Here is a 22,774-nt window from a genome sequence, read left to right as displayed (position 1 = left end):
AGAGAACCCCCTTATTGATAGTGCAAAGTCATCAGTAAAAAAAAATTATTCACAAATATCAGGTTACTTGTGGATAACACCCCGGATAAAGAAGAAAAAATTATACACATCCAATCATCAAAATATGAGCGAACATGTACATTTATCATAACAACTTTTCATTTCGTTATCAACAGTTAATTCAGAGTATCCAGGAAACTTCACAAACAATCCGGAACTTCTTCATATTATATTCACCTAGTTATTAACCAGTTATTTTCTTGACATAATAAAAATAATTGGAGTATAATTTTCTGTAGTCTGTCTTTCGTTTTTGTTAGCTCTATCAGAAATGCTCTGACATGTTTCCGATAGATCTAAGTGCAGCTAAGGTTGCCGCTAATAGCTTGGCTCCAGCTGAGTTTTTAATTCTTGGAATTATAAGGGGGTGTTTGCTTTGAAAAGAACATATCAGCCTAAATCCCGTCGCCATAAAAGAGTTCATGGATTCTTAGAACGGATGAAAAGTACTGGCGGTAGAAACGTTTTAAGACGTCGTCGTTTGAAAGGTCGTAAGAAGTTAGCAGTTTAGGGCCGCAGGTTTGTGGCCTTTTTTGTACTGAACGCCCTTTAGCAAAGTAAGGAGGGCCATATGCTGCTGAAGTCTTACAGATTGAAGAAAAAGGCCGATTTTCAAAGTGTCTTTACTAACGGAAAAAGTTATACCTCAAGACAAGTTGTCATATATATCTTTCGAGGACATAACAAAAAATTTGGATTTATTGCTTCCAAAAAAGTTGGCAATGCAGTGAAGCGCAACCGGGCCAAAAGGCTTATGCGTGAAGCTGTCCGTTTGAATATAGACGGATTGAAGATGGATTGTGAGATGATTTTGATTGCCCGTGCGGCAATCAACAAAGCAACCTTGCAGGAAGTTGAAAAATCTGTACTATATATTTGGAGAAAAGCGGGAATTTATGATGGAAAGAATGCGTAAAATCATGGAAACGGTTTTTGTTTCCATCATCGTTTTCTATCAACGATTTGTTTCACCTCTGAAGGGACGAACCTGCAGATTTTATCCTACATGTTCGGATTATGCGATTCAATCAGTTAAAAAGTACGGGATCATCAAAGGGATTGGTAAATCGCTCATACGAATTGCCAAATGCCACCCTTTTCATCCCGGCGGATATGACCCAGTTTAAGGAGGGTTCTTGTGGATATCGTTTATCAGGGAATGGCCGCGATCTTAAAGTGGCTGTTTGATCTCTCGTCCATGATCGGATTGCCATATTGGGGTATGGCAATTATCATCTTTACCATCATCATTAAGATTGTTCTTTACCCGTTGACCTGGAAACAAATGCAGTCCATGCGCAAAATGACGGATTTGCAGCCAAAAATGAAAGTGCTGCAGAAAAAGTATGCCAATGACAAGCAGAAGCTGAATCAGAAGATCATGGAACTGTATAGTGAAGAAAAGGTGAATCCTTATTCGGGGTGCTTGCCGATTTTGGTACAGCTTCCTATCTTGTGGATATTTTATAGAACGTTGGCAAATTTCCCTTACGGCAATGATGCCAGTGTCTGGTTTTTAGGTTTCAATATTACTGTGGCATACGGCTTTCAATTGTCCTATCATTTAATCTTACCGATTCTCGCTGGGGTGACGTCTTTCTTAATGACAAAGGTCTCGATGGCAACAAGCCCCAACAAGAGTCAGCCTGGTGCGAAAAAAGATACAGCTGAGGCTACTGCCGAACAGACTCAGAAAATGATGTTGTATGTCATGCCGTTCTTTATGGCTTATATCGTAATTACGCTTCCTTCTGGCTTAGGTTTCTATCTTATAACGATGAACATTGTGTCGATCCTGCAAACTGTCTATATCAATAAGAAGTTGTCGGCAGAGAAAAAAGAAGCCTCTGTTGACTGAGGAGGTACACGAATGAAGGTAGCAGATAAAACTGCAAAAACGGTTGAAGAGGCTATTGAATTGGGATTAGCCGAACTTGGCGTCAGCAGAGATCAGGTTACTGTTCAAGTGCTGGAAGAACCGGGAAAAAAAGGAATCCTTGGACTTTTTGGCAGTAAAATGGCTAGAGTCAGAATCAATTTTGAGGATGATCCGGGAGCACTGGCCTGTGAATTTCTCAAAGGGTTGACCAAGGCAATGTCCGTCAATGCCGACTTCGAAGTATTTAATCGTGATGAACAGGTCAAAATAAATATTACCGGTTTAGACCTTGGCATACTGATTGGCCGCAGAGGGGATACTTTGGAATCCATACAGTTTCTGACAAATTTAGCCGTCGCAAAAAAATTGTCTAATAAGACGAGAATCGTGATTGATGTTGAAGGTTATCGGAAGCGCCGGGAAGAAACGCTGATTGTTCTTGCTAAAAGACTGGCTGAAAAGGTTAAGAAAAGCGGCAATAGAATTGTTTTAGAACCGATGAGTCCTCAAGAACGGCGGATTATTCATACGGCCCTGCAAAATGAATTGAAAGTAACGACTTTTAGTGAAGGGGAAGAGCCTCACCGAAGAGTTGTCGTTGCTTTAAAACGGAATCATATAGAAAAGGCATAATTATGTAGAAGGGGGCAACCCCTTTTACTTTTCTGTCAGAAAGGTTTATTATTTTCAGATAGAACGCTAAGTTTTACTATTTCTGGAGTTGAGAAAAATGGATGATACGATTGTCGGCTTGGCTACACCGGCCGGAGAAGGGGCCATTCATGTTATCCGTTTAAGCGGAAAGCAAGCCCAAAAAATATTGAATGTTTGTTTTTGTCCCGTCCATCAAGACAAATGGTTGTCCGACACAACATTTACGCTTCATTTGGGGGACTTTTATGATGGTGCGATGCAGCTTGATCAAGTCCTGATCAGCAGGATGAAAGGGCCTCATTCTTTTACGGGTCAGGATGTTTATGAAATAAATTGTCATGGCGGATTGATACCCGCAAGAAGGATCATTGAAGCCTGTCTTCGGCAGGGAGCGCGCTTGGCAGAACCCGGTGAATTCAGCAAAAGGGCTTTTTTGAATGGGAAAATGGATCTTGTTCAGGCCGAAGCGTTAATTGACTTGATTTCCTCTAGGACAGAGCTATCTGCGGACTTGGCTTTGCTTCAGCTCGGAGGGAGATTGTCCTCCAGAATTAATGAAGTCAGACAGGATATTTTGGATATCCTGTCCTATATTGAAGCAACCATTGATTTTCCGGAAGATGAAATTGATGATTTGGCACTGAAAGAACTGTCTGAAAAAATATTAAATGCTAAAGAAAATTCTTTAGAAATTTTCAAAGGAAGTAAGACCGGTAAAATTATCAGGGAAGGTCTTTCCACGGTAATTGCTGGTAGGCCGAATGTTGGAAAATCCAGTCTGCTGAATGCACTTTTGCACGAAGAAAGAGCGATTGTCACGGATATTCCAGGAACAACCCGGGATGAGATCCATGAATATATCAAGATTGGTGAAGTACTGCTTCACCTTACCGATACTGCCGGAATCCGAGAAAGTGATGATCCGGTCGAAATGATTGGCATTGAGAGAGCCTGGAAAGCGCTTAGTATGGCAGATGTCATTCTGCTCTTGCTCGATGCCCCCGAGATTCGTTCTGGGAGGCTCACGAACGAAGAAAAAACAATTCTTGAGGAATACGCCAATAAAACTATTGTTTTGATTAATAAAATTGATCTTTTGTCTACTTATGAATTTAAGGATACCTTTCTTTCTCCTGAAGTTTTTGCGCTGGCGTTTTCTGTAAAAAACAGGATTGGCTTTGCTGAACTAGAAAAGGAAATCCTAAGCAGGGTTTTTGAAGGAGAGATATCCGTCACAATTGATCCGTTATTATCGAATATCCGTCAAATCCAAGCTCTGGAAAAATGCATTCACTCTCTGGAAAAAGCCCTTGAAGCTGTCTATGCGAATGTCCCATTTGATCTGGTATCGATCGATGTCCGTTCAGCCCTCGAAGAAATCTCTTTGATTACGGGGCATCAGGTTCAGGAAGAGTTGCTTAATAATATTTTTTCCCGATTCTGTATTGGAAAGTAGGTTAATTGTGGATTATTTTGCTGGAAAATATGATGTGATTGTTGTCGGGGCGGGACATGCCGGATGTGAGGCTGCTCTCGCCTCTGCCCGTATGGGATGCGATACACTGCTGCTTACGATTAATTTAGATAAAGTTGCGCATATGCCGTGCAATCCGTCCGTAGGCGGTCCGGCGAAAGGCCATCTGGTGCGGGAGATTGATGCGCTAGGTGGTCAGATGGGAATTGTTGCCGATGAGACAGCACTTCAGGCCAGGCTGCTGAATACGGGCAAAGGGCCGGCTGTCCATGCACTAAGAGTTCAATCAGATAAAAAAGCTTATCACCATCGGATGTTAAGCAACCTATACAATCAGGCCAAGCTTACCTTGATACAGGCTTTGGTCGAGCGGCTCCATTTTGATGGGGATAAACTTAAAGGTGTTGTCACGCGTACAGGCGCAGTCTTTGAGGCAGGCAGTATTGTTCTGACGGGCGGAACATACCTCAGAAGCAGGATAATAATTGGGGAAGCGCTTTATGAAGGCGGACCGGCCGGAGAGATCACCTCGGGGTCCCTGTCTGAGGATCTGAAACTACGCGGCATAGAACTTGGCCGGTTTAAAACCGGAACGCCTCCTCGGATTCTGAAGAGCTCAGTAGATTTCTCTAAGTTCGTAATTCAGCCGGGTGACAGCGAGCCAAAAAATTTTTCGTTTATGCCGACTAAAAGCATGTTTTGGGGAAATAACCCGGAAAATCAGCTTCCTTGCTGGCTGGGCTACACGACGGAAACAACGCATGGCATTATCCGCGATAACCTGCACCGCGCACCGCTGTATACCGGCGTGGTGGAAGGCGTTGGCCCGAGGTATTGTCCTTCTATTGAAGATAAGGTTGTGCGTTTTGCGCAGCGGCAGGCCCATCAGCTTTTTCTTGAACCAGAAGGCAAAGATAGTGAGGAATTATATGTTGCCGGGCTGTCAACCAGCCTGCCGGAAGAAATCCAGCATATGTTTTTTCGTAGCATTCCCGGTTTGGAAAATGTTCAGATTTTGCGTCCCGGATATGCGATTGAATACGATTATGTCAAACCGTATCAGCTCTCTCTGACGCTGGAAGTACGAAATCTCCCGGGACTCTTTACAGCGGGGCAGCTTAACGGAACATCCGGGTATGAGGAAGCGGCCGGGCAGGGCTTAATGGCCGGAATCAACGCAGCGCTTAAAGCTTTACGCCGGGAACCTTTTATTTTGAAGCGTTCCGACGGATATCTCGGTGTACTAATTGATGACCTGGTAAATAAAGAGATTTGTGAGCCGTACAGGCTTTTGACCTCAAGGGCGGAATACCGTTTGCTACTGCGCCAGGACAACGCTGATCTGCGTTTGACTGAGAAGGGTAGAAAACTGGGACTAGTTGCAGATGACAGGTGGAAGATTTTTGAGCAGAAGCTGAACAATCTGGAGAAAATCTTTCAGCAATGGAAGACGATTACTTTTTCTCCCGCCAGTGCGGATATTCAGGAATTGCTGATCCAGGCGGGTTCTACTCCGCTCCGAAGCGGGATTAAAGCAGAGGAACTTGTGAAGAGGCCGGAAATTATACCGGATTTGCTGCCACGTTTTATGCCGGAGATGGGGGCGTATGACGCTGAAGTATTAGAAGAAGCCTCAATCCAAATTAAATACGAAGGGTACATTCAGAAACAACAGGAAGAAGTAAACCGATTTATCAAACTTGAAGAAAAAGTTCTGCCTGTTAATCTGGATTATTTGAAAATCAAAGGTCTATCCAATGAAGCCAGACAGCGGCTTAACGGCGTGCAGCCGATCAACGTCGGACAGGCATCGAGAATCAGCGGAGTGAGTCCTGCGGATATTTCGGTTTTATTGATTTATCTGGAACAAAGGCGGAGGAACATTTCTAATGAATGATCAATTTCTGAAAATGGATCTTAAGGAACCGCTTAGCGTCTTGCACGATAAGGTCCGGGATGTCTTGAGTCTGGAACTCTCCGCCGAACATCTTGAAAAATTTGAACAATATACAGTACTGTTACTCCAGAGGAACGAACAAATGAACTTAACAGCTATTACCGATCCGGCAGAAATGGTGATTAAGCATTATCTGGATTCTCTGGTGTTTGTCAAGTGGATAATGCATTATTATCCCAATGGACAAATTGTTATTGCGGATCTTGGTACCGGTGCTGGATTTCCAGGTATTCCTATTAAAATACTTTTGCCGCAAATTAAAGTCGTACTTGTCGATGCACTAGCCAAAAGAATTCATTTTTTGCAGGAGGTCTGCGATAGCCTTGGCTTGAAGGTCGAAACCTGCCATGCACGAGCTGAAGATATTGGCCGCAGCAAGGCGTACCGGCAGCGATTTGATATTACGGTGGCCAGAGCAGTTGCGGAGTTGCCGGTACTGCTGGAATATGCAACTCCTTTGCTGAAAGTTGGCGGAAGATTTATTGCAGCGAAGGGAATCGATCCTGAAAATGAAATAACTTTGGCTAAGAACGCCTTGCGGATCCTAAACTGTGAAGTTGAGCATGTCGAAAAATATTCATTGGCGGAAGGCGCGGATAACCGTTCTCTGATTATTGTTAAAAAAATATTGAACACACCTGCTCAATATCCGCGTCAAGCTGGGAAACCGAAAAAAACCCCTCTCTAGTAAATCATCCTGCTGAAATGATCAAGAATGATTAAATAAGTGGTTTTTAAATATTTTATAGTATAATTTTGTAGTATAATGATATAAATAAATTTTTTTACAGGCCAAGTTCCATGTCAACCCTAAATCTTATATAACTGTCGGCATATTTCATGTAATACTGTGTTTTCTTGTAGCTTGGTGCTGTCCATGGCATCGCTGCATTAGTTCATCCGTGGACGCTAATTGCCATATGGCTGGTATGCCTTAATTTTTCGCCTTGTCTTACAAAAATCTGCTCGTCATTATATTATTATTTTAAGGTTGACTAGGTACTAATTGATCAAGTCTGTGAGGAAGGAGATACAAGATTGGCCAGAATCATTGCTATAGCAAATCAAAAAGGAGGAGTCGCCAAAACAACGACTGCTGTGAATCTCTCCTCCAGTCTGGTTGAGAAAGGGAAAAAAGTTCTCCTCGTTGATCTTGATCCACAGGGAAATGCCACCAGCGGTTGTGGTATTATGAAACATCGGTTGTCCCGCTGTATTTATGATGTAATTATCAATGAAGAAAACATTCAAAGTGTGATCGCCGATACAGAGCTGAAAAACTTAAAGGTTGCGCCTGCCCGTATTGAACTGGCCGGTGCCGAGATTGAGCTGGTCTCCCAGCTGTACCGTGAAGGAAAGCTTGCAACTGCTTTGCAGGGAATAAAGGATGAATTTGATTTTATCATTATTGATTGTCCCCCTTCCCTGGGACTTCTTACGTTGAATGCGCTTTGTGCGGCAACAGATGTTCTGATTCCTATTCAATGTGAGTATTATGCGCTGGAAGGTTTAAGCTTGCTGGTCAATACGCTTGATAAGGTCAAACGTTCCATTAATAGAGACCTTCAAGTTATCGGCGTACTTTTGACCATGTTTGATGCGAGGACAAATTTATCGATTCAGGTCGTCGATGAGGTCAAGAAATATTTTAGAGATAAAGTCTTCAGAACCATTATCCCCCGGAATGTTCGGCTTAGTGAAGCCCCAAGCCATGGTCAGCCGATCATTCTATATGATAGCAAGTCGCGTGGGGCTGAAGTATATCGAGATTTAGCCGAGGAGGTCTTGGAACGTGTCTAAAAAAGGTTTAGGCCGAGGGCTTGGCGCTTTGATTACGGAAAGAGAAACGGAAAGCAGTGAAATTAAAGAAATAATGCTGGTGGATATTGTACCAAATCCTGGCCAGCCGAGACGGGAGTTTGACCGTGAAAAACTTCAAGAGCTTGCGGGCTCCATTCAAGAACATGGATTGCTGCAGCCTATCCTTGTAAAGCCTGAAGGAAACAGATACATCATCATTGCGGGAGAGAGACGTTTTCGGGCTACACAGCTTGCAGGGATCGACCGGATTAACTGTATTGTCAGAGACTGTACTGAGCAGGAAATGACGGAAAAGGCTTTAATCGAAAATATCCAGCGTGCGGACTTATCTCCTGTAGAAGAAGGCCTCGCTTATGCACGATTAATTCAGGATTATAGCCTAACTCAGGAACAGGTTGCTAAGCGCGTCGGTAAAGGCAGGCCTACTGTAGCCAACTTACTTCGGATTATCCAGCTGCCTGCTGAAGTTCTGGAACTGATTAATAAAGAAGCAATTTCTTTGGGACATGCCAAGGTGATACTTTCTTTAGACAATAAAGAGCAGCAAATTTCCCTGGCGAAACGGGCCGTTGAGGAAGTATTATCTGTAAGGGAAACGGAAATGATTGCTCAAAATAGCGAAAAGAAAGTGCAACGTGCCAAAAATGCTGTGAAGACACCAAAAAACAAGAGCTATAGTTCTTTAAATGATATTGAAGAAAAACTGCGGCACAGTTTTCAGACCAAGGTAGCTGTATCAGGAAGTGAAGAAAAAGGAAAAATTGAAATTAATTATTATTCCCGGGATGAACTTAACCGGCTTTTAGAACGTTGGGAGATTGAAGTTTAATATGTTCCACGTGGAACATATTATTACATTCTTTAGGGGGGGGGATCATTTTTGTTTTCTGTTTTAGAACCCGAGATGATTGTCGTCTTGGCAGTATCGGTTGTAGCCTTGATCGTTACCGTGATTGCGATTGTTATGACCAATGCTCTACGTATCCGTATGAGTAAATTTGAAAAATCCTATATCAGCCTGCAGACGTTCTTATCCGGAACACAGCTGGAAGAACTGCTGAGCGCCAATTTAAAAGAAGTTGCTGAATTAAGCCGTATTGCTGCAGAGCATGGGCAAAGGCTTAAGCTTGCCGAAGATAAAGTCCGCAACGGAATTGACCGCGCGGAACTGGTCCGATTTAATTCTTTCGAAAATATGGGTGCCGACCTGAGCTTCACCCTTGCTTTACTGAATCAGGAAAAGACCGGCGTCGTCCTTACAGGAATTCATAGTGTTGAAGAGTGCAGAATCTATGCCAAAGGGATCGAAAAAGGGCAGGCCAATGTTAAACTTAGCCCTGAGGAGAAGCTCGCTATTGAAAAAGCCTCGAAGAATGAGCTAACTATTTAAATTCACGATTGATTCAACAAGAAGTAAGTCCGCTGGAACAAATTACATAGTACTTCGGACATTTGCCATACGATACTCAATCTGGTGTTTTGCAGCACCATGTATTGCATAAAACCGTTGATATTGACAATGCCGGTAAGGTGGATTTCTCCTACCTCCGGCAGTTCTTTTTTTACGGCGGTTCCTGGTTTCAAAGGGCCTTCTGCCAGGCTGATGTAGCCGACGGAGTCAAGTTGACCCAGGCAGGCATCCAGGGCAATAATATAGGGATTGCAATACTTGGCAAACAAATTTTTCAGGGTGGATTCAAGGTTTTCTGCATGAACAGGCTTTTCGAGCGTTCCGACAACCGTCAATCCCGAAAGCCCTTTTTCATCTAGTTTTGTGCCGGTTAAAGGCCCCAGAGAATCGCCTGTAGAACGATCCGTCCCTATACATAATAGAACCACCGGTCTACCGGCCGCAGCTTTCAGATATTTTTTCAACCTTAACTGAAGCAGGTAAAGACCGGGACGGTCTGTGTAATGGGCGCGCAGATGCTCTTTTTCTCGAATTCCTGGCAATGGGTTCAATGCGGATACCTCCGGAGGTTAAATGAAATAGAGTCGCTGCAATTTCCATCCATGGCATTGCGATCGTATGATTGTTTATGTGAGTCAATATGCAAAATAATAATTTTTAGAGTACTTTGCTATTATTTCCACAATCAGTAATATTTATGCGTAACAAATCAAAATCAGAATATGAAAAAGTCCAAACCCATATTATAATTAGAGTCAGGAATATCCGCAATAAATATAAGGTATAAGTACCATGTCAACGCTATCATCAAAATATGGGGTTGACCTGTACTTTAGGTATTAACTATGGAAAGATATCTAATTATTGGAACAGCAGGCCATGTGGATCATGGGAAAACCCACCTTATTCAAGCCTTGACAGGTATAAGCACAGACCGGCTCAAGGAAGAGAAGGAAAGAGGAATTTCGATCGAGCTTGGGTTTGCTTATCTGACACTCCCGGACGGTCGCAAAGCAGGAATCATTGATGTACCGGGTCATGAAAAATTTGTCCGTCAAATGTTAGCCGGCGCGAGCGGAATGGATATTGTTCTACTGATTATTGCTGCCGATGAAGGCGTGATGCCTCAAACCCAGGAACATCTGGATATATTAAACATGTTAAATGTAGAAAAAGGAATTGTTGTACTGTCAAAAATTGACCTGGTTGATCAGGAATGGCTTTCTATGATTGAAAAGGATACCAGAGAAAAACTCCAAGACAGTTTTCTGAGGGATGCTCCGTATTGCAAAGTATCTTCTGTCACTGGCCAGGGAATTCCGGAATTGCTGCAGACAATTATGACTGTGCTCCAAACAACCGAGGGGAAACGTTTGGATCTTCCGTCAAGAATGCCGATTGACAGAGTTTTTACGATTCGGGGGTTTGGAACGGTGGTCACAGGGACTTTAAACACAGGGACGATTCAGAAAGGACAGGAAGTATGCCTGGAACCCGGGGGACAAACCGTGAAAATTAGAAATATTCAAGTTCATGGCGAACAGGTCTCCGAAGCTTATGCCGGACAGCGGGTTGCGATAAACATAGCTGGACTGGCTGTAAGTGATATTCCCAAGGGGGCAAGCCTTGTTGATCCCGGATATTATAACGCAGGACAAATTTTAGACGTAGAACTGTTTAACCTCGCGTCAGAGCAAAGAACGATTAAACAAAGGCAGAGGATACATTTTCATTTAGGAACGGCCGAAACACTGGGACGGGTTCATCTTCTGGCCCAGGAAGAATTGGCTCCCGGGGAGAAAGGGTTTGCCCAAATTATTCTGGAGGAACCGGTTGTCGCAGCAAAAGGGGACCGGTTTGTAATCAGGTACTATTCACCTGTCGCGACGATCGGCGGAGGGGTTGTGCTGAGCCTGGCTAATGCCAAACAAAAACGTTTTCGAGAAAAGGTCATAACCGAATTTCGGTCTAAAGCAGAAGGCGGCTTAACCAATCAAATAAAAAAAGAGCTTACTATCCCTTTATCTTCCGATGAAGTCAGGAAAAAGTCTGCTCTCGGGCAGGACGAAGTTCAGCTGGCTTTGGATCGTCTCAAAAATGATCAGACTGTTGTGATCTTAGCTGAGGATGGATTATCATTATTCTGGCTTAAAAGTACAGCAGAAGAATGGGCTCTTAAAGCAAATGCGGAAGCAATGAAATATCAAAAAACATATCCGCTGCGCGGAGGAATTGGCAGAGAGGAATTAAAAAGAATCCTGAAAACGGCTGTCTCCCATAAACGCTGGCAGTTGATTTTAGAATGGGGAGCAGATCATCAGTATTTCAGGCTAAGCAGCAGTCTGGTCCAGGCAGTATCTGAAATCGAGCTGCCTGAGGATATCAGGCAAAAGCTTGACGCTTTGCAAAAAATCTGGGAAAAGGCAGGGCTAAATCCTCCGGGGCAGGAAACTGCGGTTGCAGAATGCGGGGTACCCGCTGCAAAATTTCCGGAATATGCCGAATATCTTAAAACAAATAACGTCTGGAAACAGGTAGGAGAATTCTATATTGCAGCAAGTGCAATAGAAAAAGCTAAAATAATATTGGAAAAGCACCTGCAAGAAAATGGACGGATTACGGTTTCTGAAGCACGGGACTGCTGGCAGACTAGCCGTAAATTTGCGGTGCCTTTACTGGAATATTTTGATTCAATTCATATTACAGAAAGAAACGGAGACATCAGGGTAAAACCAGGATCTGCCCAAAATCGAGGCTAAGTTTTCTTTATTCCCTTTAGAGAATATTGATTTGGCTGCTCATGATCAACTTCGACCCGATATCCGGCAACTCTCAAAAACCGTTCAACGTTAATTTTGGATGTCTCATTATCGACAATGACCATGATTTCTGAAGGATCATCCGCTAAAGCTCTTTTGGTAAAAATTACGGGTTCCGGACAGGAATATCCTCTGGCATCAACAAGTTTCAAGACATCTAGCCTCCTTTTATATTCTATCCTATTGTACCATAAGCAGAGATCTCAACAATATCATATAATTAAATAAGAAATACAGAATATAAATATGTTAAATATATGATACAATATTTACACAAAGATTTGTAATTATATTTTATATAATATTTACATTAAAACATACATGTGAATATGCATGAAAATAAAAATGTAATTATGCATGTAAATAGTTATGTAAATGATATAAGATTCTTCTTTGTGTTTATATGCTTATTGGATTGGACACGACGCTCAGGATCCGCAGCAGGTGCATTATATTTATATATACAGTCTTTTTGTTGTATTACTGATAGATTTAAGGGCAGTACTATTTAATAAAACCATAAAAGTACAGTATATTTACATGCAAATATTAATGAATAAGGACATTAATATTTTATTAGTATTTAAGTGTAAATATTATAATGAATTTGGATAAACAAGAAAAATAATTTTAAGAGCGTCAAAGAATTGCCAAAGAATAAGACAAAGGTTCACATTCGAAGCATTAAGTGTTAAAATGATTCAGCAGACCCTAAAAGGTCTTGGGGATATATAGCGGCTGGTGTCGTTCCCGGACTTCAAATCCGTGTGTCGGGACGCAGAACGTTCCGAGGTGTGTTCGATTCGCACATATCCCCGCCATTCCTATAAAGGAGAGCGTAGCGTGAATACATTTGATTATGTAATGCTGGCGCTGCTGGTTCTGGGAGGCCTAATCGGGTTTCGGAAGGGCCTTATTACCGGTTTATCAAGATTTATCGGAAAGATCGCTGCGATAGGCATTGCGGTGTTTTTTTACAAACCATTTCTGAACCTATTGGAACCCGTTTTAGGGCTTGAAGCAAAACTGGAGCCCAAAATCGGAAATTTTTTGACCAAAATTGCTGAAAGCAAAGCATCCGGGACAGATCCCTACGGTGCCGCTGACAGCATCAGGCAATCCATGATTGGTCAGGCCACACCTGTTTTGACAGATTATGTCCTGAAGATTGGTGCTGTCCTGCTCTTGTTTATTTTAGCAGCATGTATCATTAATCTTATCATCGCTTTGGTCATTACCCCTATAGCAAAAAACTTAAGTTTTATCAACAGAGGGGGAGGACTGCTTTTTGGTTTACTGAGTACCTTTGTCGTGATTTCTTTGGTCCTGGGGTTGTTTTCACCGTTGTTAAGCACCGGTGACTCCGGATTGCTTAAGACGGGTAGCTCCTTACTTTATCCCTGGTTTATGCAAGGATACGATCTGATTTTATCAGGGATTTCTGTTTTTGCGGGGGATATTCTGGATAATCCTCTGAATTCTATACCTTTGCTGAATGGGCTGGTTTGAAAGAGAGGTTGAACGACCATGGATCTTAATGTAGGAGATATTGTCAGGCTCAAAAAGGCTCATCCCTGCGGCAATACAGAATTTAAGATCATGAGAACAGGTATGGATTTTCGGATTGAATGTCTGAAGTGCGGGCATCAGACTTGGATAACCAGGGCAAAGCTGGAAAGGAATATTAAAAAAATCCTGACGGCAGAAAACAGTCAGGGGATCTCGGACTGATTTAACTAGAATTTGAGGGGGAAAAACATGTCTCTGCATGTAGGAATAGTTGGGCTGCCCAATGTCGGCAAGTCAACACTATTTAATGCGATAACGAAAGCCGGAGCAGAATCGGCCAATTACCCGTTCTGTACTATTGATCCGAATGTCGGAATTGTACAGGTACCGGATTTTCGGTTAAAAGCACTGGCTAAAATTGTGAACCCGCAGCAAATCGTTCCGGCAGTTGTCGAATTTGTAGATATTGCCGGTCTGGTAAGGGGTGCAAGTAAAGGTGAAGGACTGGGCAACCAATTTCTTTCCCATATCCGGGAAGTGGATGCCATTGTTCATGTTGTACGTTGTTTTGAAGATGATAACGTTGTTCACGTCGAAGGTAAAATTGACCCGGAACGGGATATTGAAACGATCCGGATGGAATTGATCCTGGCAGATATGGAAACCGTATACCGCCGCCAGGCCAAGCTGGTCGGAATGATTAAATCCGGAGATAAGAAGGCCAAATTCGAAGCTGAGGTATTGGAAAAGCTCGTGAAAAAATTTGACCAGGGGATACCGGCTAATTTGGTTGGTTTCTCTGAAGAAGAAAAAGAATTGCTGAACAGTGTCAGTCTGTTGACCCTAAAACCGGTGATTTATGCCGCGAATGTTTCTGAAGCGGAAGCTTCCAACGGGGAAAATAACGCCAATGTCCAAAAAGTACAGGAAATAGCCAGACTCGAGAATGCTGAAGTCATTCCTGTTTGCGCCAAGATTGAAGCAGAAATTGCAGAACTTGAAGAAGATGAGAAAAAAATCTTTATGGAGGAACTTGGGCTCGCGGAATCTGGACTTGATCGGCTGATCAGGAGCGCGTTCAAGCTGCTTGGACTGATAACCTTCTTTACGGCAGGTCCTAAAGAGGTAAAGGCTTGGACGATCCGCCGGGAAACCAAAGCGCCTCAGGCGGCAGGTACGATTCATTCCGACTTTGAGCGGGGTTTTATCCGGGCAGAGGTCGTCAAATATGAACATTTTATGGAGAATAGTGGTCTGAATGGGGCCAAGGACAAGGGCTTGGTTCGGTTAGAGGGCAAAGAATATATCGTTCAGGACGGCGATATTATGCATTTCAGATTTAATGTCTAGATGAAAGGTTTTCAGAACTAGCAAGATCATCATTATTTGCAAATGACATAAGGAAGTGTTATAATATCGTGTTGTAGCATAATAACCCTGCTCCACACTCGAGGTGGGGCCATTTAGTCCGAGGGGAGGTGCATTTATGCAAGCGTACGAAGTGATGTACATTATAAGACCGGATCTCGATGATGAGGCTTCAAAAGCAAATGTTCAAAGATTTGAAGAGATCGTCAATGCCAATGGTGGTACAGACCTCAAGGTTGATATTTGGGGTAAAAGACGCCTGGCTTACGAGGTTAAGAAGTTCAATGAAGGTGTTTATGTCCTGATGAACTTCAACGGTGAAGCGCGTACGGTTGATGAACTGGAAAGGCTGATGAAAATTTCTGATGCTGTGATCCGGTTTATGACAACCAAGAAGGAATAATGATGCGGAGGGTTTAAGATGTTGAATCGTGTAGTACTTATCGGGCGATTAACGAAAGACCCTGAGCTACGCTATACACCAAACGGTGTAGCTGTTGCATCTTTTACGCTAGCCGTCGACAGGAATTACAAGAACAGCCAGGGCGAGAAAGAAACGGACTTTATTCCATGCGTTGTTTTTCGCCAGTTAGCTGAACTCTGCGCGAACTATTTGGCGAAAGGAAGACTGGCTGCAGTAGATGGCAGGATTCAGGTCCGCTCTTATGACGGTCAGGATGGGCAAAAAAGATGGGTGACAGAGGTCTTGGGAGAGAACGTCAGATTTTTAAGTCCCAAAGACAATAATGCCGGAGCATCTTCAACTCAAAATGATTTTGGTTCTTTTGCTCATGAAGTTAGTCTAGATGATGATATACCATTTTAGTTTGAAGGGAGGAGCGTTCATTGGCAAACGCTGCCGTAAAAAAGGAACGGGGACGCCGTCCGCGTAAAAGAGTATGCAGTTTTTGTGTTGATAAAGTTGAGAGCATCGACTACAAAGATACACAAAAATTGCGTAAATATATTACTGAGAGAGGCAAAATTCTGCCCCGTAGAATCTCAGGCAATTGCGCTAAACACCAGAGGCAAGTCACGATTGCCGTTAAACGGGCTCGCAGCATCGCGTTGCTGCCCTACATGATTGACTAGTAAAAAGGGAGCAACGCTCCCTTTTTTTATTTCATTTCCTTAATTTAGGCAACAGGGCAAGTTTTCTTTGTTCTGAGAAAAGTAGAAGAAGGAGTTTCAGCTTGATTTCGCGAAATCTTACATTACTTTTTTGCAGGAGGTATTGTTGTGGAGTCTGTTGCTGCAATCAATATTGATATCGTAAAATCCTCGAAAGCCATAGAGGAATTAAAAGTGGAGCTTCTCAAAGCTCAGTGGCTGGTCCAGCAGGGGACTTTAAGTGCTTCCCAGGAACAGCTTCTCGATAGTATGGCCGGCCTGGTCGGTTTAAGCTATTTGCTTACCCGCAGGCTTGGCTTTGACTATTCCCGTTTGGACAGGGTTTTGTTTAATAAAATGTCCCGGTGGCAGCGGGAAGATTTCCTTAGTCTCGAAACTGAATGGGGTGACCTGAGTCTTTTGCTTGGTTATCTTGTTCCCGAGGAAGACTGAACAGGAGAAAATTAAATGGTTATAAGTGATAAGGATGCACTTCGGTATGTATCCGGATTGATCGTATTGTTTCTTCCCTTACTTGCGTCTTTATTTGACTTCTGGAGCTGGATCGTCGAGGTATTATTGATTGTTTCCGTTTTATTTCAGACCAGAAGTACCGGCTGCCGAAAAACGGCCATTTTTTTAGGAATTGGTTATATTTTAGCTTTTATTCCAGTTGGAATCAGTGGAATCTCCCTGATTGGATTTACTCCCTGGGCAGGAATTTTGTTGGTTATCATAAAAGAAAAAGGGTTCTCTACCAGTCAGAGTATATTCTGGAGTTTGCTGCTGGCTGCGCTCATTGGGGCGTTACCGGTCATTCCTTCAGTCAACCAGGCCCTTCAGCCCGAGAATCTGGAAAAGAATATTGTTACAGTTCTTCAGTTCTATGAGCAGCAAGGCCTGTTCAGTGCTTTTCAGGAACAGGGGATTTCAATTGAGCAATTTGAAAGCACTCTCCGCACCATGGTTCCGGTCTACTATCAGTTAATGCCTGCTTTTGCCGGGATATTTGCGATGCTTGAGGTTGGACTGGTCTACCTGTTTTTCAGGATATTTTCTTTCGGGAACAAACTTAAGCCTTTTTCTTTATGGAGGATGCCCTGGTATGCGGTGTGGCTGGCAATTATCGGGATTGCTGCCTATTTGGGCGGAGACTACTTTGCCAACAGTATTCTGAGAATAACCGGAATGAATGTGATGACCGTTGCAGCTTCGATAACCAGTATTATTGGGCTGTCCTGCCTGGCTTATTTGATCAAAAGCTTGAAGTTTTCCCATCTGCTGATCTGGATTATTGTAATTATAGTGGCTTTCGTTTCACCGTTCTTTTTCATATGTCTAATATTTACGGGGCTTTTTGATTTAGTATTTAATTTCCGAAAGATCCCCGAAAAAATGGAGGAACAAAAACCGTGAAGGTAATATTAAAAGAAGATGTCAAGGCACTCGGTAAAAAGGGTAAAGTATGCGAAGTCTCAGATGGCTATGCCCGTAATTTTCTGATCCCGCGCGGACTCGCAGTTGAGGCAACCCAGGGAAATGTTCAGGACCTGGTGCATAAACAAAAACAGGAAGAACTGCGCAAACAGAAAGAAAAACAAGCGGCGCTGGATCTTTCCCAAAAAATCGAGAACATGGATATCATTGTCAAAGTGAAAGTCGGTGAAAAAGGCCGTTTATTCGGTTCGGTAACGAATAAAGAGATCGCCGAGGTATTGGAAAAGGAATATCAACTCAAACTAGATAAAAGAAAAATTGAAGTCAAGGAACCGATCAAAGGATTGGGAGAATATCAGGTTACGGTAAAGCTTCATTTTGAAGTAACAGCAAATCTGAAGATAAAGATAGAAGCTCAGTAAGACCGAAGAGTAAAGCACAAGGATGTGACCAGCGTGAAAGGCTTATTTAAGAAATTTTTACAACAGGAGGGGCAGGAAAATCACGAGAAATATACTGCGGAGATTGCGGACGGACAGTTAAAACTGGAGATAGACGCGCTGTATGTCGTGCTCTCCAACCTATACGGAACAGATAAATTAATTTTAAAGGCGAGCAAGCTGGAGGCTCTTACCCTGATGCGTTCCGACAAGCTCGAGGAACGAGTATTGGGCTTGCAAAAGCTTGTCAACGATGATCCCACGGACAAACCGGCGCCGGACCTGCAAGATATTCCGGCAATTCTGACGGAGGTTGAAGAGCAGATTGCCGAGACGGTTGCGAAGCGTTCCGTAGAAGACCGTTTAAATCAGGCGGTTGCCGAGAAAATGCAGGAGCGACACGAAGAATATATCAAAGAGATCAAGACCCAGGTTCTGAAAGAGACAGGAGGTCCTGAGAATGCGCAAACACTCCGAAAGCTTGCGCAGCTGGAAAAGATGAAAGCAACAAAGCCGGTATCCTCAGCAATTGAAATCCTGAGACCGCAGACGACGGAAGAAATTGTCGGACAGGAAAGCGCCTTGCAGGCCCTGCTGGCAAAGCTCGCGACGCCTTTCCCCCAGCACATCCTGATTTATGGTCCGCCGGGAGTCGGCAAAACATCAGCAGCCAGGGTTGCGCTGGAAACCGTCAAAAATTTTCCGGATTCTCCTTTCAGTAAGGATGCGCCGTTTATTGAAGTCGACGGTACGACGCTGCGCTGGGATCCGCGAGATGTCACCAATCCTTTGCTTGGTTCAGTTCACGATCCGATTTATCAGGGTGCGAAAAGAGATTTGGCTGAGACCGGTATCCCCGAGCCCAAACTGGGCTTGGTCAACGATGCTCATACTGGCGTTTTGTTTATCGATGAAATTGGAGAGATGGATCCAACGTTGCTCAATAAGCTGCTGAAGGTCCTGGAAGATAAGCAGGTTCATTTTGAGTCTTCCTATTATGATCCGCATGATCCTCAGATTCCTTTATATATCAAGAAGATTTTTGATGAAGGAGTTCCCGCGGATTTTGTACTGATTGGGGCCACTACGAGAGAGCCGCAGGATCTGAACCCGGCCTTGCGCTCCCGCTGTGCCGAAGTCTATTTTGAGCCTTTGGAACCGGCCCATATCACCCATATTATCAGACAGGCAGCTCTGAAACTAAATGTGCAGTTGGAAGAGAATGTACCGGAAATTATCAGTGAATATATGATTGAGGGACGAAAAGCGAACAGCATCCTTTTGGATGCGTATGGTCTGGCCAGGTTTAGGAATCCCGGCAAGAAGGAAGTCTTGATTTCGGAAGACGATGTCAGAGAAGTGCTCAGGTCAGCCAGACTGACTCCTTTCGTTCAAAAACGGGTAACCGCCGGCAAGGATACCGGCAGAATACTCGGACTAGGGGTATCGGGATTTCTTGGCTCGGTTCTGGAGATTGAGGTTAAAGTATTCAACGGGGAGACCGGCAAAGGAAGTATCCGCTTTAATGAGACGGCAGGTTCAATGGCCAGGGACGCGGTGTTTAATGCCGCAGCTGTAATTCGGAGCCTGACAGGAGAAGACTTGAAGAACTATGACCTCCATGTCAATGTGGTTGGTGGTGGCAGAATAGACGGGCCCTCGGCCGGACTTGCCACGACCATGGCGATTTACAGCGCCTTGAAGCAACAGCCTCTGAGAGGAGATGTAGCCGTGACCGGTGAAATCTCAATCCAGGGAAAAGTCAAACCGGTTGGTGGCATTTACGAAAAAATATTTGGGGCCAAACAGGCCGGTGTAAAAACAGTGATCATTCCGACGGAGAATCGCGGAGAAGTTCCTGCGGGATTAAAAGGAATTGAAGTCCTTGCTGTTGAAAATATAGAGGAAGCTATAAAAATTGCACAAGCCTAGCAAACGAGGAGAAATGAGCATGGAACTTTTGAAAGTTCCTCCCCATAATCTTGAGGCTGAACAGGCTGTTCTGGGCGCGCTGATGCTTGATCCCCAGAAGGGCAGTACTGTATTCGAGATTCTACGTCCGGAGGATTTCTACCGCGATAATCATAAAAATATTTACCTGGTCATCAGGGATATCTTTGAAAAAGGGGACCCTGTTGATCTGGTTACAGTGGCTGAGAACTTAAGGCAGGCAGGTAGGCTGGAGAGCATCGGGGGAATTGGAACAATCTCTCAGATCGCTGGATCTGTGCCTTCAGCGGCCAACGTGGAACATTATGCCCGGATTGTGGCGGAAAAAGCCCTGCTCCGTCAGCTGATCCGCATTGCCGGCTATATTGAAGAAAAAGGGTACGAAGCGGGAGAAGAAGCCCTTAGTTTATTGGAGGAAGCCGAAAGACTGATCGTAGAAATCTCTCAAAGACAGTCCAAGGAAGGTTTCGTTACGATCCGAAGCATTCTCCTGAAGACATTTGACAAGATCGAATACCTCTATTCCAATAAAGGAAACCTGACAGGGGTTCCGACCCATTTTCGGGAGTTGGACCGGATCACTTCCGGCTGGCAGGCTTCCGACCTGGTTATCATTGCCGCCAGACCATCGATGGGCAAAACGGCACTTGTCCTGAATATGGCACAGAATGCTGCGGTAAAATCCAAGGTTCCTGTAGCGTTATTCAGCCTGGAAATGTCCAAAGAGCAGCTTGTCCAGCGTATTCTTTGTTCGGAAGCGATGGTAGATCAGCAGCGGGTCAGGACCGGCGAACTATTGGACTCAGACTGGCCAAAGCTTACCCAGGCTGTAGGTCCACTGTCCGAGGCACCAATCTTTATTGATGATACCGTTGGGATATCCCTGGCAGAGCTTCGGTCTAAAGCTAGAAGATTAAAAATGGAACAAGGACTTGGACTGATTATTATTGATTATCTGCAGTTAATGACCGTCGGCAAGAAGGTAGAAAGCCGCCAGCAGGAAGTCGCCCAGATTTCCAGAGGCTTAAAAGGCGTTGCACGTGAACTATCCGTGCCGGTTATTGCCCTGTCTCAGCTTAACCGCGGTGTTGAGCAGCGTCAGGACAAGCGGCCACTGATGTCCGACCTTCTGGAATCCGGATCGATCGAGGCTGATGCCGATCTTATTTCCTTTATTTACAGGGATGAATACTATCACCCTGATTCGGAGAAAAAAGGTATTGCTGAGATTATTATTGCCAAGCACCGCAATGGTCCTGTAGGTACAGTTGAGCTTGGGTATTTGAAGGAATTTACGAAATTTGTTAACCTCGATAAGAATTATGGTTAATACACGGTAAGATTATCGTTTATATTTGGTTGTATCAAATATTCGAACATTTGGCCTAGGAATACAGCAAATGTTCGGATTTTATTGACAAACAGGGGCGATCGTTGTTAAGATGAAGTTTGGATTGAAGTCGTGATGGAATGGGGGATTTGCATTGGCGGCAGTCATACTGATCGGCACCCAGTGGGGTGACGAAGGAAAAGGTAAAATAACAGACTTTCTGGCTGAAAAAGCCGACATGGTAGTCAGATATCAAGGAGGAAACAACGCCGGACATACGGTTGTAATTAATAAGGAGACTTATAAACTCCATCTGATCCCTTCCGGGATTTTTTATCCGGAAAAGGTCTGCGTAATTGGCAATGGCCTGGTTATTGACCCGAAGGTGTTGATTGAAGAACTTGATTATCTCAAAGACAAGGGCGTAAGTACAGACAACCTTAGAATTAGCGGTAATGCCCATGTGATCATGCCCTACCATCGTATTCTTGATGTCCTAGAGGAAGAGTATAAGGGAGACCAAAAAATTGGAACAACCAAACGCGGTATCGGCCCGGCTTACAAGGATAAAGCTTCCCGTACCGGAATCAGGGTATTGGATTTTCTAGATAAAGACGAGCTGACAGCGAAGCTGCAATATAACCTTAAAGAAAAAAATCTGCTGATTACAAAGGTGTATGGACAGGAAGCACTCAGCTATGAAGCCGTGCTTCAGGAATGCCTGGAATATGCGGAGAGGATCCGGCCTTATGTCCATGATTCTTCCCTTGAAATCAACCATTTCTTAAGTGACGGGAAAAAGGTCTTGTTTGAAGGCGCTCAGGGAACACTTTTGGATTTGGACCATGGAACGTATCCTTATGTCACTTCTTCCAACCCTATAGCCGGCGGAGCCTGCATTGGTGCAGGAGTAGGACCGACACGGATCAACAAGGTTGTCGGGGTTGTTAAAGCCTATACGACCAGGGTCGGCGAAGGACCTTTCCCAACGGAATTGACCTGCCAAACAGGGGAACTTATCCGGGAAAAAGGCGGAGAGTATGGGACAACAACCGGACGGCCGCGGCGCTGTGGCTGGCTGGACGCTGTCATTACCCGTTATGCGGTGCGGATCAGCGGCATTTCTGATTTTGCATTTACCAAACTGGATGTCCTGACAGGAATGGACACGTTAAAGATATGTACAGCTTATCGCTACAAAGGTGAAGTTCTTTATGATTTCCCGCAAAGTCTGAAAGTCCTCTCCGAATGTGAAGCGATTTATGAAGAGATGCCGGGCTGGCAGGAAGATCTGACGGAAAGCAGCGAATATAGCCAGCTGCCGGAGCAGGCCAAGAATTATATCCACCGCTTGGAAGAGCTGACCGGTGTTCCGGTTACCATGCTCGCTGTCGGGCCTGGCCGCAATCAAACGATTACGCGGGGTAATATCTTTTAAGAATTTTGATAATGAATCTGAATTTACTTTGATTTTTTCAGATTAATTCCTGGTTCTTGGATGTCAAGGATTATTAAAGTTTTGCTTGACAGCCCAGGGGCTGAAATGATAGAATCA

The 22,774-nt window shown here is 43.9% G+C and carries 26 protein-coding genes and 1 tRNA gene; 25 read left to right on the top strand and 2 right to left on the bottom strand.

The window, feature by feature from the left end; genetic code table 11:
* The first annotated feature begins 436 nt into the window (after positions 1 to 436).
* The 11 genes from rpmH to DHBDCA_RS14610 all read left to right on the top strand — a co-directional run bounded on the left by rpmH (position 437) and on the right by DHBDCA_RS14610 (position 9,235).
* Positions 437 to 571 (top strand): 50S ribosomal protein L34, encoded by a 135-nt coding sequence (gene rpmH, locus DHBDCA_RS15135; protein ID WP_081580541.1) that lies wholly within the window; start codon positions 437 to 439, stop codon positions 569 to 571.
* Between the two features lie 60 nt (positions 572 to 631).
* Positions 632 to 976: a ribonuclease P protein component gene (rnpA, locus tag DHBDCA_RS14655; RefSeq protein WP_015045014.1), complete on the top strand. Its 345-nt coding sequence runs from the start codon at positions 632 to 634 to the stop codon at positions 974 to 976.
* A gap of 1 nt (position 977) precedes the next feature.
* Complete coding sequence (gene yidD / locus DHBDCA_RS14650; RefSeq protein ID WP_207635597.1) at positions 978 to 1,187, top strand: membrane protein insertion efficiency factor YidD; 210 nt, start codon at positions 978 to 980, stop codon at positions 1,185 to 1,187.
* Between the two features lie 11 nt (positions 1,188 to 1,198).
* On the top strand, positions 1,199 to 1,918 hold the full coding sequence (locus DHBDCA_RS14645) for a YidC/Oxa1 family membrane protein insertase (protein WP_015045012.1): 720 nt from the start codon (positions 1,199 to 1,201) through the stop codon (positions 1,916 to 1,918).
* A 12-nt stretch (positions 1,919 to 1,930) separates the two neighbouring features.
* Positions 1,931 to 2,572, top strand: coding sequence for an RNA-binding cell elongation regulator Jag/EloR (gene jag / locus DHBDCA_RS14640; protein WP_015045011.1), 642 nt, complete (start codon positions 1,931 to 1,933; stop codon positions 2,570 to 2,572).
* 97 nt (positions 2,573 to 2,669) lie between these two features.
* Positions 2,670 to 4,049, top strand: coding sequence for a tRNA uridine-5-carboxymethylaminomethyl(34) synthesis GTPase MnmE (gene mnmE, locus DHBDCA_RS14635; protein WP_015045010.1), 1,380 nt, complete (start codon positions 2,670 to 2,672; stop codon positions 4,047 to 4,049).
* Positions 4,050 to 4,056: 7 nt separating this feature from the next.
* Positions 4,057 to 5,964, top strand: a complete 1,908-nt coding sequence (gene mnmG, locus DHBDCA_RS14630; RefSeq protein WP_015045009.1) for a tRNA uridine-5-carboxymethylaminomethyl(34) synthesis enzyme MnmG — start codon at positions 4,057 to 4,059, stop codon at positions 5,962 to 5,964.
* Between the two features lie 13 nt (positions 5,965 to 5,977).
* Positions 5,978 to 6,712 (top strand): 16S rRNA (guanine(527)-N(7))-methyltransferase RsmG, encoded by a 735-nt coding sequence (gene rsmG / locus DHBDCA_RS14625; RefSeq protein ID WP_176714427.1) that lies wholly within the window; start codon positions 5,978 to 5,980, stop codon positions 6,710 to 6,712.
* A 350-nt stretch (positions 6,713 to 7,062) separates the two neighbouring features.
* A complete protein-coding gene (locus DHBDCA_RS14620; protein WP_015045007.1) occupies positions 7,063 to 7,824 on the top strand; it encodes a ParA family protein in 762 nt (253 codons plus the stop codon).
* A complete protein-coding gene (locus tag DHBDCA_RS14615) occupies positions 7,817 to 8,674 on the top strand; it encodes a ParB/RepB/Spo0J family partition protein (protein WP_015045006.1) in 858 nt (285 codons plus the stop codon). Before DHBDCA_RS14620 ends, DHBDCA_RS14615 begins: the two co-directional genes overlap by 8 nt.
* A gap of 51 nt (positions 8,675 to 8,725) precedes the next feature.
* Positions 8,726 to 9,235 carry a DUF4446 family protein gene (locus DHBDCA_RS14610; protein WP_015045005.1) on the top strand — a complete coding sequence of 170 codons (510 nt, stop codon included), beginning with the start codon at positions 8,726 to 8,728 and terminating at the stop codon, positions 9,233 to 9,235.
* Between the two features lie 2 nt (positions 9,236 to 9,237).
* Here DHBDCA_RS14610 and yyaC read toward each other — a convergent pair whose 3' ends face one another.
* Positions 9,238 to 9,807: a spore protease YyaC gene (yyaC, locus tag DHBDCA_RS14605; protein WP_015045004.1), complete on the bottom strand. Its 570-nt coding sequence runs from the start codon at positions 9,805 to 9,807 to the stop codon at positions 9,238 to 9,240.
* A gap of 294 nt (positions 9,808 to 10,101) precedes the next feature.
* On the opposite strand from yyaC, the gene selB reads away from it, so the two are divergent.
* On the top strand, positions 10,102 to 12,015 hold the full coding sequence (gene selB, locus DHBDCA_RS14600; RefSeq protein ID WP_015045003.1) for a selenocysteine-specific translation elongation factor: 1,914 nt from the start codon (positions 10,102 to 10,104) through the stop codon (positions 12,013 to 12,015).
* Here the strand turns inward: selB and DHBDCA_RS14595 are convergent.
* Positions 12,012 to 12,227: a sulfurtransferase TusA family protein gene (locus DHBDCA_RS14595; protein WP_015045002.1), complete on the bottom strand. Its 216-nt coding sequence runs from the start codon at positions 12,225 to 12,227 to the stop codon at positions 12,012 to 12,014. The genes selB and DHBDCA_RS14595 overlap by 4 nt on opposite strands.
* A 571-nt stretch (positions 12,228 to 12,798) precedes the next feature.
* On the opposite strand from DHBDCA_RS14595, the gene DHBDCA_RS15320 reads away from it, so the two are divergent.
* The 13 genes from DHBDCA_RS15320 (at position 12,799) to DHBDCA_RS14535 (ending at position 22,657) form a co-directional block, all read left to right on the top strand.
* A tRNA-Sec gene (locus tag DHBDCA_RS15320) sits at positions 12,799 to 12,896 on the top strand.
* Positions 12,897 to 12,918: 22 nt separating this feature from the next.
* A complete protein-coding gene (locus DHBDCA_RS14590; protein WP_015045001.1) occupies positions 12,919 to 13,584 on the top strand; it encodes a CvpA family protein in 666 nt (221 codons plus the stop codon).
* Between the two features lie 18 nt (positions 13,585 to 13,602).
* Positions 13,603 to 13,806, top strand: coding sequence for a DUF951 domain-containing protein (locus tag DHBDCA_RS14585; RefSeq protein WP_015045000.1), 204 nt, complete (start codon positions 13,603 to 13,605; stop codon positions 13,804 to 13,806).
* Positions 13,807 to 13,833: 27 nt separating this feature from the next.
* A complete protein-coding gene (gene ychF, locus DHBDCA_RS14580) occupies positions 13,834 to 14,934 on the top strand; it encodes a redox-regulated ATPase YchF (RefSeq protein ID WP_015044999.1) in 1,101 nt (366 codons plus the stop codon).
* A 136-nt stretch (positions 14,935 to 15,070) separates the two neighbouring features.
* A complete protein-coding gene (gene rpsF / locus DHBDCA_RS14575) occupies positions 15,071 to 15,355 on the top strand; it encodes a 30S ribosomal protein S6 (protein WP_015044998.1) in 285 nt (94 codons plus the stop codon).
* Between the two features lie 18 nt (positions 15,356 to 15,373).
* A complete protein-coding gene (gene ssb, locus DHBDCA_RS14570) occupies positions 15,374 to 15,778 on the top strand; it encodes a single-stranded DNA-binding protein (protein ID WP_015044997.1) in 405 nt (134 codons plus the stop codon).
* A 20-nt stretch (positions 15,779 to 15,798) separates the two neighbouring features.
* Positions 15,799 to 16,044, top strand: coding sequence for a 30S ribosomal protein S18 (gene rpsR / locus DHBDCA_RS14565; RefSeq protein ID WP_015044996.1), 246 nt, complete (start codon positions 15,799 to 15,801; stop codon positions 16,042 to 16,044).
* Positions 16,045 to 16,191: 147 nt separating this feature from the next.
* Positions 16,192 to 16,515, top strand: coding sequence for a MazG-like family protein (locus DHBDCA_RS14560; RefSeq protein WP_015044995.1), 324 nt, complete (start codon positions 16,192 to 16,194; stop codon positions 16,513 to 16,515).
* Between the two features lie 15 nt (positions 16,516 to 16,530).
* Positions 16,531 to 17,478: a DUF2232 domain-containing protein gene (locus DHBDCA_RS14555; RefSeq protein WP_015044994.1), complete on the top strand. Its 948-nt coding sequence runs from the start codon at positions 16,531 to 16,533 to the stop codon at positions 17,476 to 17,478.
* Positions 17,475 to 17,921, top strand: coding sequence for a 50S ribosomal protein L9 (gene rplI / locus DHBDCA_RS14550; RefSeq protein WP_015044993.1), 447 nt, complete (start codon positions 17,475 to 17,477; stop codon positions 17,919 to 17,921). Before DHBDCA_RS14555 ends, rplI begins: the two co-directional genes overlap by 4 nt.
* Positions 17,922 to 17,954: 33 nt before the next feature.
* A complete protein-coding gene (gene lonC, locus DHBDCA_RS14545; protein WP_015044992.1) occupies positions 17,955 to 19,871 on the top strand; it encodes a Lon family ATP-dependent protease in 1,917 nt (638 codons plus the stop codon).
* A 19-nt stretch (positions 19,872 to 19,890) separates the two neighbouring features.
* Complete coding sequence (gene dnaB, locus DHBDCA_RS14540; RefSeq protein WP_015044991.1) at positions 19,891 to 21,219, top strand: replicative DNA helicase; 1,329 nt, start codon at positions 19,891 to 19,893, stop codon at positions 21,217 to 21,219.
* Between the two features lie 154 nt (positions 21,220 to 21,373).
* On the top strand, positions 21,374 to 22,657 hold the full coding sequence (locus DHBDCA_RS14535; RefSeq protein ID WP_015044990.1) for an adenylosuccinate synthase: 1,284 nt from the start codon (positions 21,374 to 21,376) through the stop codon (positions 22,655 to 22,657).
* Positions 22,658 to 22,774 lie beyond the last annotated feature (117 nt).

The organism is Dehalobacter sp. DCA, assembly GCF_000305775.1.
In the GTDB taxonomy this organism is placed as follows: domain Bacteria; phylum Bacillota; class Desulfitobacteriia; order Desulfitobacteriales; family Syntrophobotulaceae; genus Dehalobacter; species Dehalobacter alkaniphilus.
The sequence above is the reverse complement of the archived record's forward strand: the minus strand, read 5'-3'. Positions and strand labels throughout refer to the sequence as shown.

Excerpts from the sequence above, each read along its gene's own strand:
- rnpA (WP_015045014.1), top strand. The coding sequence starts at position 632 with ATGCTGCTGAAGTCTTACAGATTGAAGAAAAAGGCCGATTTTCAAAGT.
- jag (WP_015045011.1), top strand. The coding sequence starts at position 1,931 with ATGAAGGTAGCAGATAAAACTGCAAAAACGGTTGAAGAGGCTATTGAA.
- mnmE (WP_015045010.1), top strand. The coding sequence starts at position 2,670 with ATGGATGATACGATTGTCGGCTTGGCTACACCGGCCGGAGAAGGGGCC.
- rsmG (WP_176714427.1), top strand. The coding sequence starts at position 5,978 with ATGGATCTTAAGGAACCGCTTAGCGTCTTGCACGATAAGGTCCGGGAT.
- selB (WP_015045003.1), top strand. The coding sequence starts at position 10,102 with ATGGAAAGATATCTAATTATTGGAACAGCAGGCCATGTGGATCATGGG.
- DHBDCA_RS14585 (WP_015045000.1), top strand. The coding sequence starts at position 13,603 with ATGGATCTTAATGTAGGAGATATTGTCAGGCTCAAAAAGGCTCATCCC.
- ychF (WP_015044999.1), top strand. The coding sequence starts at position 13,834 with ATGTCTCTGCATGTAGGAATAGTTGGGCTGCCCAATGTCGGCAAGTCA.
- rpsF (WP_015044998.1), top strand. The coding sequence starts at position 15,071 with ATGCAAGCGTACGAAGTGATGTACATTATAAGACCGGATCTCGATGAT.
- ssb (WP_015044997.1), top strand. The coding sequence starts at position 15,374 with ATGTTGAATCGTGTAGTACTTATCGGGCGATTAACGAAAGACCCTGAG.
- DHBDCA_RS14555 (WP_015044994.1), top strand. The coding sequence starts at position 16,531 with ATGGTTATAAGTGATAAGGATGCACTTCGGTATGTATCCGGATTGATC.
- dnaB (WP_015044991.1), top strand. The coding sequence starts at position 19,891 with ATGGAACTTTTGAAAGTTCCTCCCCATAATCTTGAGGCTGAACAGGCT.